The organism is Pedobacter puniceum (genome assembly GCF_009674685.1).
GTDB lineage: Bacteria > Bacteroidota > Bacteroidia > Sphingobacteriales > Sphingobacteriaceae > Pseudopedobacter > Pseudopedobacter puniceum.
In genome coordinates this window covers 64604-77181 of record NZ_WKJI01000004.1, presented here as the reverse complement: position 1 = coordinate 77181, position 12578 = coordinate 64604, and the positions used below count along the sequence as shown (strand labels likewise).

Genomic DNA, 12578 nt, shown 5'->3' with positions numbered 1-12578 from the left:
ATTCGAAGCAACTCTACCCTTTACCCAACCTTTTTTCAAAAAACATCATCGGTAAAAAGCTATTGACACCTTTAACTTTCCAAACTTCTCCGCCAATACAATAAAGCAAAACCTCTATGGGTTTATCTTGCTTCTGTTCATACTCAGCCATTACCTGCAAACAAGGTCCACAAGAAGTAACAGGTCTTAATAATTGAAACTCTTGTGTTGATGCTGTAACTGCTATCGTAACTATTTCTTCATTTGGAAAATTAGCTCCTGCAGCAAAAAGTGCGACCCTTTCTGCACATAAACCCGATGGATAAGCGGCATTTTCTTGATTGCTTCCTCTAACAATCTGTTTATTACTTAACAAAACTGCAGCACCCACCCTAAATTTAGAATAAGGAGAATAAGAAGTCTCCATGGCTTTAACAGCTTCTAAACACAATTGCTTGTCTTGGGCAGAAAGTTCATCAATACCTGTGTAAGCCTCGTAAGCTATGGTTATATTTTTAACTTCCATTAAGCCGCGTTTTCCTTACTAGCCAATAAAGCATCTGCTGCATCTTGTACTGCTTTAGCATCAGCAATAATATCAGCTTCGTCTTTCTCTATTCTTAAATTTTGTACAATATGTTTTTGCCTATCCGGAGTGTTTTTTCCCATATAATACTCCAGTAAGTTTTTGATTTTCATATCGCCTGATAAAATAACAGGATCTAATCTGATATCTTCACCAATAAAGTTTTCAAACTCATCCGGAGAGATTTCTCCCAAACCTTTAAATCTGGTGATTTCTGGCTTATTACCCAATTTATCAATAGCTAGAACCCGTTCTTCATCACTATAACAATAAATGGTTTCTTTTTTATTTCTTACCCTAAATAATGGCGTTTGTAAAATAAAAACGTGACCTGTTTTTACCAAATCAGGAAAAAATTGCAAAAAGAATGTCATTAATAATAAACGGATGTGCATTCCATCCACATCGGCATCTGTTGCAATTACAATATTATTGTAGCGTAAACCTTCTAAACCATCTTCAATATTTAAAGCGTGTTGCAAAAGGTTAAATTCTTCATTCTCATACACTACTTTTTTGGTTAAACCATAAGCATTTAATGGTTTACCTTTTAAACTGAAAACAGCCTGTGTTTTTACTTCGCGAGCTTTGGTGATAGAACCTGAAGCCGAGTCCCCCTCGGTAATAAATAAAGTTGTCTTTTTACGGTCTTCTTCAGAGAGTTTCTCATCATCCATATGCCATTTACAATCTCTTAGCTTACGATTATGTAAAGAAGCTTTTTTGGCTCTTTCGTTAGCTAGTTTTTTGATACCAGCTATATCTTTACGCTCCCTTTCTGATTGCAGAATACGCTTTAATAAGGCATCTGCCGTTTCCGGATGCTTGTGTAAATAATCGTCTAGTTCTTTCTTAACAAAATCATTAACAAAAGTTCTAACCGTAGGACCATCAGGACCAACATTTAAAGAACCTAGTTTAGTTTTGGTTTGCGACTCAAAAACAGGTTCTTGAACCCTGATAGAAACTGCCGCTACAATAGAAGCCCTAACATCAGAGGCATCAAATTCTTTTTTATAAAATTCTCTGATGGTACGCACCACAGCTTCTCTAAAAGCTTGCTGATGTGTGCCGCCCTGAGTGGTATGCTGCCCGTTCACGAAAGAATAATACTCTTCGCCGTATTGTTGCCCATGCGTCATGGCTATTTCAATATCTTCTCCTTTTAAATGGATAATTGGATATCTGTTAGCTTCTGCATCGGTATTTCTTACCAATAAATCATGTAAGCCTCTTTCTGAGAAGTATTTTTGATTATTAAAATTGATGGTTAAACCAGCATTTAAGAAAACATAATTCCAAATCATGTTCTCAATAAACTCTGGTATAAATCTAAAATTCCTAAAAATGCTTTCATCAGGAATAAAAACTACTGCTGTACCATTTCTTTGCGTAGTTTCTATTTCAGGATTATCTTTAACTAATTCTCCCTTTTCAAATTCGGCTTTTTTTGTTTTTCCATCTCGGTAAGATTGAACCGTAAAAGATGCAGATAAAGCGTTAACGGCTTTAGTACCTACCCCGTTTAAGCCAACAGATTTTTGAAAGGCTTTAGAATCGTACTTACCACCAGTGTTTATTTTACTTACGCAATCTATTACTTTCCCTAAAGGTATACCTCTACCATAATCTCTGATAGAAACTTTATGGTCACTAACAGAAATGTCTATGGTTCTACCTGCACCCATCACAAACTCATCTATAGAGTTGTCCATAATCTCTTTCAGGAGAACATAAACACCATCATCAAAAGCAGAACCGTCTCCTAGTTTCCCGATGTACATACCAGGTCTGAGCCTAATGTGTTCTTTCCAATCGAGCGAACGTATGCTATCTTCACTGTAATTCACTTGTAATTCAGCCATTTCTTTTTATAGATTGATATGGAAAATGAGAAAACATCATATTTTCCCTTGTACAAAGCTAAAATTTTACGCAAAAGGGGCAAATATGATTTATTAACATTTAGACATTCTGGATAAGCCAGGCTTAAAACCAAATTACAAACATCCAAACGCTTAATAATAATTATTAAGGAGCTTTAATTAAGCTTTATTATACAAATCTCTGATAACTACACTGGCTACCGTACAGCCAAATATGGCCGGCATCCAGGAAACTGTACCAATTAAAGACTTTTTAGGACCACCTTCTGGCGCTAAGATAACTTTATTTGCATCAGGAAGTTCTGATGAGAACACCACTTTCAAGCCTTTTCTAATACCAAATTTCTTTAACCTTTTTCTTACATAGCGGGCTAAAGTACAATTATATGAGGCAGATATATCTGAAATTCTCACTTTTGAGGGGTCTAGCCTACCGCCAGCACCCATAGATGACACTAAAGGAATGCCTTTTTCTAAGCAGGTTTGGATAAAAAATACTTTTGGAGAAAGCGTATCAATACAATCTACGGCATAATCAAAATTACCTTCATTAAGAATTTCTTCAGTACGCTCGTCTTTGATGTATTCATTAATAACAGTTAAATCTATATCAGGATTAATGTCACGTAAACGCTGAGCCATTACTTCTGCTTTAGGCTGATTATCGGTAGATATTAAAGCAGGAATTTGTCTGTTACGATTACTTGCTTCTACCACATCAGCATCTACAATAGTCATTTTACCTACACCAGCTCTGGCTATCATTTCTGCACAAATGCCTCCTACACCACCTAAACCCACTACCAATACATTGGCATTTATTAATTTTTGCATTTGATGATTGTCTAGCAATAAGTTGGTGCGAGACATCCAATGAGGAATTTCAATCATGATATTATTTATGTAGTTAATCTTTTAAAAACGGCCTCAAAATTATAAAAAACCTGCCTTTTTAATTGCGCTATCTCCATTTTCCTGATTTTTGCCGCTTGCTGATAAAGCTCTTCAATCTGTAAATGAGCTGTATCTGTTTCTAAAAAGAAACGGTCTGCTGGTACTTCCTTAAATGTTTTTGCAGCTTTACTATCTTCATAAAACAAATCTTGCCCAAAAGAAAAATACACCTTAGGATATTTTAAAAACTGATTTAGCTGATGCAGATTACCATTAAAACCATGCAATAAAAACGGCACAGACAACAGCTTTAGATAGGACATTACATCGGCGTAAGCCTTAACAGCATGTATAATAACTGGTTTTTGATAAGCTTCTGCAATGGCTAATTGCTTTTGAAAAACTTGCTTTTGCAGTTCTAAATTAGGTCCATTTACTCGGTCTAGGCCAATTTCACCTATGGCTAATACATTTTCAAGTTTTAAATAAGAAGCTAAATTTTGGGATATATCTTGAGCCTCAGTAGCAAACCAAGGATGTAAGCCAACGGAAACAGCATAATCCAAATGATGCAAAGTCTGAGGTGGTAAAACAAAAAAAGCATTCCTCAAAATCCACTCGTGACGGCTAGATGCCTTTTTATGCGTGTGGATATTGATGAAATGCTCTTTTGTAGGATATATCATTTATTCTAAGCCATCTATAGTTACAGCAACTTTTCCGTTTGCAGTCATCATGGCTACAATAGCATTTGGCGTTAAGATGATTTTATCTGGAGTAAACTGATTTAAAGCGCCATTTACTTTTACACCCTTAACAGGTTGATAATTGGTTAAATAGCTTTTCATTGATTTTTCTCCCTCTGCTAATTGAGAGGCAATAGAAAAACGACAATTTTGTTTGATTTTATTGAGGATGATACCATGTGCTAACCAACTTCCGGCTTTAAGGAGTTTACTTTTAGAATCTAAAACATAATCTACCTGATCTAGATATACCTCTTTTGTTGTAGCATCATACAACGGAACCCCTGAAAGATAAAAATCTCCATTAACAGAGCCACTCATATTTACAGCTACAATCATTTTTCCTTCTTTACCCCAAAGGTCAATTTTATTAACTGTTACTGATTTTTTACCAGACTCGAACTTCTGTCCGGCAAAGTTTTTCTGTATAATTTCTGATGCATAAGTGTATGGTGCAAAAGCAGCTACATTAACTTTAAACTCGTTAGGGATTTTATCTACTGCTTTTAAAGCAATGGCATTTTTATTAAAAGTAAGCGATGGTTTTCTACCTACAGAAGTTTCTAAATAAGTCTTTAAGCCTAAAGTAGCCGTTATTTTTTTATTAGCCGCAACAGCTTTAGTAGCATACATCTCTACTGGCTGCATAGCAAACCAAGTATTATATTGCTCATCAACTTGTATTGGAGCCGCAATAGCTTGTAAAGCATCTAATACATAAGGTTTAATATCTAAAGATTGTGCTATAGCGTCATCAACCATTTTAGATAATCTACCTTTAAAAACGCTAATTGCAGGGTTAATTAAATAAGTAATAGGTACATTTTTACCCGCCACGCTTATGCTAGGACTTTCTTTCCAAACAATTTCCTGAATAACTGTATTGGTATTAATTTTCCAATCTTTTAAAGCCACCAAAGAGTTTAGTTTTACCACGCCATTTAAATAAAAATCACGAGTATCGTACATAGAAACACCTAAACTCTCGAAACCATACTTAACTTTTCCGTTGATACGTAATGGAAGGTCTATATAAATTCTTCCGTTTTGTTCTTTAATCGCTATAGGAGCTTCTTTAGTAACTTTCATCATCACGTTATCACCATCTAAAGATTTATCATCATAAATGATACCTACCAAATACTTATTAGTTTGATTTTGTAAATCGGCAACGCTAACTTCTACAGGCATATTGATGTATGATAATTGCTTATCATATACAACAGTAGTTGAAGAATAGTCTGGAAGAGGTTTTAAGGCTGTTACTTGTTTGCTAGTACTACAACCAGCTATTACAAATAATATGGATGAGAATAATATAGATAATACGGTTTTCATGTTTTTAAAAATTTCACAAAGATAATTCATAATTGATGTAAAAAAACAGGATAAAATCATATTTTTTTGAAGATAAAACACTAGAAAGTAAAAATTAATCTCCTTTATAATGAGATAGTTATAAAAAAATAAAAATTTCAAAAACCAATTTGGCATTGTTTTTCGTAACCTATTATAAAATCAGTCGTCTTATAATCTAAAAACCAAACATATGAAAACTATAGAAACTACTAAAAATACTACGAGCAAGGTAAAAAACTTGATTAAAAAATTTGATAAGCAGTTAGCTGCTTTATTGATGGAAGATATTAAATCTTTAAAACTAAAAACTGCCTAGTCAAGCTTAATGAGCTTCCGTTTGTAATAATTTCATAATTATTAGAGCCCGTATTGTAAATACTCTTAAGTTTTTACATATTTGCTCACTTTAAGAAACGGGGGTTTAGCTCATTTGGCTAGAGCGCTTGCCTGGCAGGCAAGAGGTGACCGGTTCGAATCCGGTAATCTCCACATTATTTAAAAATCCTCTTTAAGAAAATTAAAGGGGATTTTTCATTTTGCAGTTTCCTCACTAACAATCAAGCTATAGTATATCTTATTTTCAGTAAGGGGAAATATATACTTAACAGGGTACTAACAGGGTACTAACAGGGTGCTAACAGGGTCATAACAAGGTTATCACAAGTAAATTAACGAGTAAGCTCCTTGTTAGATTCTTATTATATTCTTATAAGTTCTAAACTTATCCTATTACGCTATTGGCCTCGCTTACGCTGATTATCCTTATTAGAAGTTTGATCAGACCGCTGTCCACCCGCATTGCTGATACCTATTTTCTTTTTGTCCTCTTTTAAAGAATTAAAATTTCTGTCGGCAGTAGATTTACCTTGTAAACTTCCTGCACCTTTTGTTTTGTCTTTCATATTTAGTGTTTAGGATGTATTTAACAAAGGGCAGACCAATAATAACATACTGAATAAAATAAATGGCATATAGTTTGCGAACTTTTATTTCGGGAAAATGGACCTGATATTATGAAAACATTATTGAATATTCTTGCAATGCTGTTTGTATTGTGATGGGGCTTAGGAGTATTTGTTTTTACTGCCGGTATACTGATTCATATTTTATTGGTATTAGGTGTGTTCACGATGATTATTAATTTGTTAAGCGAAGAAGAATCTACAGGATAACATAAATATACATCTATATGGAAAACGCAAGCCAACATCGAAAAGATTTTGACACTATGGTTGAAGCTTTAAATGATTTAAATGCCAGAGGTTATTCTGGAAATTTAAAGCTTAGAGCCGATTTTTTAGAAGAAACAGAAAAGCAACTGATTTTATATCCAGAAAACTTCAAAGTGGTAGAGTCTTACCGTTTTGAAGGTATTACAGACCCAGCAGATAATGCTGTGGTTTATGCTATAGAATCTATTGAAGGAGATTTTAAGGGCGTTTTGGTAAATGCTTATGGCGCTTACGCTGATGATGCCTCTTCTGAATTAATCAAAAAACTAGAAATAGAACATCAGCATTAATATTGTTTAAAATGAAAAAGGGATAGTTTTCAGTGAAGACTATCCCTTTTCTATTTGACCTACAACTTAAATAGCCGCAGGATAATCTGTATAGCCTTTTTCATCTGGCGTGTAAAGTGTATTAAAATCTGGCTGTGCTAAAGCAAGGTTTTGTTGTAAGCGCTCTATCAAATCAGGATTTGAAATAAAAGGCTTACCAAATGCAATTAAATCTGCCCTTCCTTCTTTTAAATCTTGGTTAGCTCTTTCTAAATCATATGCTCCACACCAAATTAAAGTACCTTTAAAATTAGCTCTTACGGTTGCTCTTAAATCTGCTGGTACTAAATCCAATCCGTTTGGAGAATGATCTAAAAAGTGTAAATAAACAACACCTAAATCATTTAATTTTTTAGAGAGGTAATCATAAGTTTCGGTTATTTCATTGTAAGCTGGTATGTCATTAAAACCGCTAAATGGAGAAAACCTTACTCCTACTTTTTCTTTACCTATTGCTGCAATTGTTTGTTCGACAATTTCTAATAAAAATTTGCTTCTATTTGCTACAGAGCCGCCGTATTCATCTTTACGGTTGTTTACAACTCCGTTAATAAATTGCTCAATCAAATAACCATTAGCCGCATGAAGTTCTACGCCATCAAAACCTGCATCAATAGCTAATTTTGCTGCGTTTACATATTCTTGAATGGTAGCCTTAACTTCTTCCGTAGTTAGTGCATGTGGCTGGGTATGAGGCTTCATTCCTTCAGCATCTGTCCACATATCACCTGCAGCGGTAATGTTAGACGGACCAACAACTCTAGCTCCTTTAGGAAGATTTACTTCGTGTGAAACTCTGCCTGTGTGCATCAATTGTATAAATATTTTAGCGCCTTTTGCATGTACCGCATCTGTAACTTTACGCCAACCAGCTACTTGTTCCTGATTGAAAATACCCGGAATTCTGGCATAACCTAAACCATTTGGTGATGGAGAAGTACCTTCAGTAATGATCAAACCTGCACCTGCTCTTTGCTGGTAATAAGTTACCATTAAATCGTTTGGAATGTTATTTATAGCTCTTGAACGAGTCATTGGAGCCATAACAGCTCTATTTTGTAAGGTAAGTTGACCTAATTTATAAGTCTGAAATAAGTGATTACTCATATTGTAATTATATGTTTAAACAAACATATTACAAATATCATTCCCACTTGTCATGAAAGAAACAGTTATTCGTCAGTAAAAAGTAAGTCTTACCTATTCAAATACTCATGAATAAGCTTTGCGGTTTTCTCAGAAGCACCCGGTAAACCCATTTTATCAGCTAGTAGCTGATATTGCTGTAACTGAAGCACTCGCTTTTCTCCGTCTAAAAGTGGTTTTAGTTCTTTTAAAATTTGCTCGGCATTACAATCTTCCTGAATTAATTCTTTAACCACCTCTTCATCCATAATTAAATTCACTAAAGAGATAAATCTAATTTTCACAAGCATCCTAGCAATAGCAATACTTATTTTTCCGCCTTTGTACAAAACAACTTCTGGTACTTTAAATAAAGCGGTCTCTAAGGTTGCTGTTCCGGAAGTTACCAAAGCAGCATGAGCATGATGCAACAAATCATAAGTAGCACCAAATACAACAGGAATATGTCTTCCGTTTAAAAAAGAATCATAATGTTCTTGATTAAAACTAGGAGCTCCGGCAATTACAAATTGATATTCAGGCAGCTTATCGGCTACAGCCAACATATCTGGCAACAAGTATTGTAGTTCTTGTTTTCTACTTCCGGGTAAAAGTGCGATGATTTTTTTATCACCTAAATTATGTTGGGTTAAAAAATCATTCTGAGGTGTAAAGGCAGCAATGGCATCTAGTAAAGGGTTGCCCACGTAATCAACCTCCATACCCCATTCTTTATAAAAATCAACTTCGAAAGGTAAAATGCAAAACATTTTATCTACTACCTTTTTAATTTTGAGTACACGTTTTTGATTCCATGCCCAAACTTTGGGAGAGATATAATAATACACTTTGATGTTGTTCTTTTTAGCAAAATCAGCAATTTTTAGATTAAAACCAGGGAAATCAACTAAAATTAAAACATCTGGTTGGTAGGCTAATACATCCTGTTTACAGAAACTAATATTTTTAAGAACAGTTCTTAAATTCATGAGTACTTCTAAGAAACCCATAAAAGCCATATCTGCATAGTGCTTCACCAAAGTTCCACCTTGTGCCTGCATTAAATCGCCACCAAAAAATCTAAAATCGGCCTTAGTGTCTAAATTTTTAAGCGCTTTCATGAGATTTGCACCATGTAAATCTCCGGATGCTTCGCCAGCTATAATGTAATATCTCATGAATAATGTTTAAAGATTGTATTTGTAAAAAAAGAAAATTATAGCGCAAATGAATGATGCAGAAATAATACCTCTAACTGTTTGCTCGTATTCGTCTTTATATACAAACTTTATAAGAACCAAGTTTAATGCTACACAACCAATGTACAATAAATCGTCTTTAGCTAGTACAACTAAGTTTCTTTTTAAAAATTGCACCAGCAAAAAGGCGATACCAGGTACAAAAAGACCTAATGCTAAGCCTAACCAAACATTATCTTTCTTAAACATTAAAATCCCACGTATTTAAGGTAGAAATTGCATGATGAGCTGTCATATCAAACTGAACCGGTACAACAGAAACAAAACCATTGTTTAAAGCCCAAACATCAGAGTCTTCACCATGGTCATGCGATTGGAAAACACCCGTTAACCAATAATAACTTCTTTTATAAGGGTCTTGTCTTTCATCAAAATCCTCAGCCCATTTAGCATTTGCTTGTCGGCATATTTTTATACCCTTTAATTGCTGCCCTGCCGGGAAATTAACATTTAACAAAACACCCGGTTGTAGACCGTTTTTAAGTACTTGTAAACAAATCTCTTTGATGTATTTTTTGCAATGTTCAAAATTGGCATCCCATGTGTAATCATCTAAAGAGAAACCAATTGAAGGAATACTTTCTATAGCGCCTTCTACAGCTGCAGACATGGTACCAGAATATAAAACATTAATAGAATTATTAAGACCATGGTTAATTCCTGAAACGCAGATATCTGGCTTTTTACCTTTAAAAATTTTGGTTACAGCTAGTTTTACACAGTCTACAGGTGTACCAGAGCATTTGTACATCTCTACACCTTCGTACAAACTAACCTTATCCATTCTTAAAGGTTTACCAATAGTGATAGCATGGCCCATACCAGATTGCGGACTATCAGGAGCAACTACGGTTACTTCTCCTAACTCTTTCATCACTTCTATTAAAGCCTTTATTCCCGGAGCAGTTATACCATCATCATTAACTACCAATATTTTATATTTTTTTGTACTCATCTGTTTTATCCTAATGATTAATTAATCTTGAAACGTATGCCTAAAAACACACCAAGTATCACAAAGTTAAGAAAGCTAAGGGTAAAAGTAAGAAAGATTATAAGTAGGCAAAAAAACAAGAACATTACTGTTATCTTATTAAGTGCTTTAGTGGGTTTAATAGTTGGTTTAGCAGCTATTTTAATAAAACAAATAATTTATGCTGTAGAAAATTATGCGGTGAGTTTCTTTCCGGGCTATTTGTTTTTTATTTTACCGATGATAGGCTTACTTCTTGTGACCTTTTTAAACGGAAATATTTTCAAGAAGTTGGTGGCTTTTAAAGGGATGCAACATGTTATACAAGCTATAGAAAACCATCAATCTTTTATCAATATCAGGTTAATATATGCCAAGTTTGTTACAGCGGGTATTACCATTGGTTTCGGTGGAAGCTCTGGTATGGAGGCCGCAATTGTTACTTCTGGAGCCTCAATTGGCTCTAATTTAGGAAAATCATTAGGCTTAAATTATCAACTTAGAACTTTATTAATTGGATGTGGAACGGCATCTGGTATTTCTGCCATGTATAATGCGCCTATTGGCGGATTTTTATTTGCCTTAGAAGTGATATTACCTGAATTCACCCCTGCTTTACTGATTCCTTTACTGATAGCATCTGCCACAGGAAAAATTTTATTTGAGATGATTATGGGCGAAAATCTCCGTTTTGATGCTCATGTAGATGCTTTTTCTTATGAAAGTTTACCCTATGTAGTTTTGATAGGTTTTGTTGGCGCTTTTACAGCGATGTATATGATTAAAACTTATGGTTTTTGCTATAAAATACTCTCTAGATTAAATAATCCTTATTTAATGGCTTTAATAGGTGGTGCGCTTTTAGGTTGTTTAATTTATATTTTCCCTGCGTTGTATGGTGAGGGCTATGTAAGCATCAATCGTTTGCTACATGGCCAAGAAACTGAGGTTTGGAAAAATTCTATCTTCCAAAATTTAAATATTCCTTTTCAGGGATTACTGATTTTATTGGTATTACTATTACTACGGCCGCTGAGCACCGGCCTGAGTTTGAGCGCAGGTGGCGAAGGAGGTTATTTTGCACCATCTTTAGTGGCAGGTGGTATAAGTGGTTATTTACTTTACAAGATAATTATCGCGGTAAGCGGAACCCATTTAGATTTAGAAGGTAATACTTTTATATTTTTAGGGATGGCTGCCACTTTTGCATGTGTTATGCGGGCACCCGTAACGGCTATTTTCCTCATTGCTGATACCACCCAAAGCTATGCGATAATAGTCCCTTTAATGATAGCAACAACTATAGCTTACACTTTTAAGAATTATATTGACGCACACCATCCTCGTACAAAAGATAACCATGGACCATTACAAATGGAGAAATTTATCCTTAACCAGATTAATTTACGTGATATTATAGACCCTGTGGACACTTTTGTGTACACTAACTATACACTCCGAAAAATAATTGAAAAATTTTCTTATCATGATTATACTATTATGCCGGTTTTTAATCAGGAGAATAAGATTGTTGGAGTTATTGAACTAAAAACAGTACGAGAATTAATGAAAAATTTTGAGCAGTATGATAGTATTTATGCTGAGCAGATTTTACAAACAGAATTTATATTGATTGAATATACTCAACTTAGAAATCAATTGATTAGTGCACCAGAACTGATAAATCTAAACCATATTTTAGTAAGTAAAAAAGAAACTATCATTGGTTATGTTTCAAAATATAAGGTTTTAAACCTATACAACCAGTATTTAAACTATCCAGACCGCTTATTTGCCAAATAAGCTTAAAAAGAAAAAGGAGACATGGGCATGTCTCCTTAATCTTTACTAAACCTAAACCTAAACGTATGAATAATCTTTCAATCAGAGAAGATTACATTTGGTATTAATCAAAGTGTATACCAAAATTTCATAATAAGTGTAACAAAAAGGTAGCTTGTGATTAGCTTATCCTTAATATTTACAAACTTCTTAACCAATTAATCACTTCGTCTCTGGTTTTACCTGTTTTGCTTTGTATTTTTCCAAGCATTTCATCTTCTTGGCCTTCTTGGTAAGTTAAATCATCATCGGTTAAATCGGCATAAGCCTGCTTTACTTTACCTTTAATTTCATTCCACTTACCTTTTAATTCTAATTTGTCCATGATGTTTTTCTTTTAAGGTGAATAATATTTCTATCATTCAACC

The 12578-nt window shown here is 34.2% G+C and carries 14 protein-coding genes, 1 tRNA gene and 1 pseudogene; 5 read left to right on the top strand and 11 right to left on the bottom strand.

Annotated elements, in window-relative coordinates:
• Nucleotides 1-13: 13 nt before the first annotated feature.
• The 5 genes from GJJ64_RS13900 to GJJ64_RS13880 all read right to left on the bottom strand — a co-directional run bounded on the left by GJJ64_RS13900 (nt 14) and on the right by GJJ64_RS13880 (nt 5429).
• The gene (locus tag GJJ64_RS13900; protein WP_154288378.1) at nt 14-505 is read right to left on the bottom strand and encodes a cytidine deaminase; all 492 of its coding nucleotides are present in this window, start codon (nt 503-505) and stop codon (nt 14-16) included.
• Entirely contained in the window at nt 505-2430 is a 1926-nt protein-coding gene (locus GJJ64_RS13895) for a DNA topoisomerase IV subunit B (RefSeq protein ID WP_154288377.1), read from the bottom strand. The genes GJJ64_RS13900 and GJJ64_RS13895 overlap by 1 nt, the downstream gene beginning before the upstream one ends.
• A 180-nt stretch (nt 2431-2610) precedes the next feature.
• The gene (locus GJJ64_RS13890; protein WP_154288376.1) at nt 2611-3342 is read right to left on the bottom strand and encodes a tRNA threonylcarbamoyladenosine dehydratase; all 732 of its coding nucleotides are present in this window, start codon (nt 3340-3342) and stop codon (nt 2611-2613) included.
• An 8-nt stretch (nt 3343-3350) separates the two neighbouring features.
• Nucleotides 3351-4031: a TatD family hydrolase gene (locus GJJ64_RS13885; protein WP_154288375.1), complete on the bottom strand. Its 681-nt coding sequence runs from the start codon at nt 4029-4031 to the stop codon at nt 3351-3353.
• A complete protein-coding gene (locus GJJ64_RS13880) occupies nt 4032-5429 on the bottom strand; it encodes a DUF4403 family protein (protein ID WP_154288374.1) in 1398 nt (465 codons plus the stop codon). It lies immediately after the preceding gene.
• A gap of 211 nt (nt 5430-5640) precedes the next feature.
• Between GJJ64_RS13880 and GJJ64_RS17010 the strand changes: the two genes are divergently transcribed.
• Together GJJ64_RS17010 and GJJ64_RS13875 are read left to right on the top strand one after the other, a co-directional pair.
• Entirely contained in the window at nt 5641-5766 is a 126-nt protein-coding gene (locus tag GJJ64_RS17010) for a hypothetical protein (RefSeq protein ID WP_262884809.1), read from the top strand.
• 99 nt (nt 5767-5865) lie between these two features.
• Nucleotides 5866-5939: transfer RNA gene (locus tag GJJ64_RS13875), tRNA-Ala, on the top strand.
• 245 nt (nt 5940-6184) lie between these two features.
• Here GJJ64_RS13875 and GJJ64_RS16845 read toward each other — a convergent pair.
• Nucleotides 6185-6352, bottom strand: a complete 168-nt coding sequence (locus GJJ64_RS16845; RefSeq protein ID WP_195759285.1) for a hypothetical protein — start codon at nt 6350-6352, stop codon at nt 6185-6187.
• A gap of 168 nt (nt 6353-6520) precedes the next feature.
• Here GJJ64_RS16845 and GJJ64_RS17095 point away from each other — a divergent pair.
• Together GJJ64_RS17095 and GJJ64_RS13870 are read left to right on the top strand one after the other, a co-directional pair.
• Nucleotides 6521-6622 (top strand): annotated as a pseudogene (locus tag GJJ64_RS17095) (DUF5670 family protein); the annotation flags it as partial.
• 17 nt (nt 6623-6639) lie between these two features.
• Nucleotides 6640-6972 carry a hypothetical protein gene (locus GJJ64_RS13870; protein WP_039447704.1) on the top strand — a complete coding sequence of 111 codons (333 nt, stop codon included), beginning with the start codon at nt 6640-6642 and terminating at the stop codon, nt 6970-6972.
• Nucleotides 6973-7038: 66 nt separating this feature from the next.
• On the opposite strand, the gene GJJ64_RS13865 is transcribed toward GJJ64_RS13870, so the two are convergent.
• From GJJ64_RS13865 to surE, 4 genes are all read right to left on the bottom strand, one after another.
• On the bottom strand, nt 7039-8118 hold the full coding sequence (locus tag GJJ64_RS13865; protein ID WP_154288373.1) for an alkene reductase: 1080 nt from the start codon (nt 8116-8118) through the stop codon (nt 7039-7041).
• A gap of 89 nt (nt 8119-8207) precedes the next feature.
• Nucleotides 8208-9314 carry a lipid-A-disaccharide synthase gene (gene lpxB, locus GJJ64_RS13860; RefSeq protein WP_154288372.1) on the bottom strand — a complete coding sequence of 369 codons (1107 nt, stop codon included), beginning with the start codon at nt 9312-9314 and terminating at the stop codon, nt 8208-8210.
• A gap of 9 nt (nt 9315-9323) precedes the next feature.
• A complete protein-coding gene (locus GJJ64_RS13855; protein ID WP_154288371.1) occupies nt 9324-9584 on the bottom strand; it encodes a stationary phase survival protein SurE in 261 nt (86 codons plus the stop codon).
• Nucleotides 9577-10350, bottom strand: a complete 774-nt coding sequence (surE, locus tag GJJ64_RS13850; protein ID WP_039447717.1) for a 5'/3'-nucleotidase SurE — start codon at nt 10348-10350, stop codon at nt 9577-9579. The genes GJJ64_RS13855 and surE overlap by 8 nt, the downstream gene beginning before the upstream one ends.
• Before the next feature lie 36 nt (nt 10351-10386).
• Between surE and GJJ64_RS13845 the strand changes: the two genes are divergently transcribed.
• Nucleotides 10387-12171, top strand: a complete 1785-nt coding sequence (locus tag GJJ64_RS13845) for a chloride channel protein (protein ID WP_154288370.1) — start codon at nt 10387-10389, stop codon at nt 12169-12171.
• 178 nt (nt 12172-12349) lie between these two features.
• On the opposite strand, the gene GJJ64_RS13840 is transcribed toward GJJ64_RS13845, so the two are convergent.
• Nucleotides 12350-12535, bottom strand: a complete 186-nt coding sequence (locus tag GJJ64_RS13840; protein WP_154288369.1) for a CsbD family protein — start codon at nt 12533-12535, stop codon at nt 12350-12352.
• Nucleotides 12536-12578 lie beyond the last annotated feature (43 nt).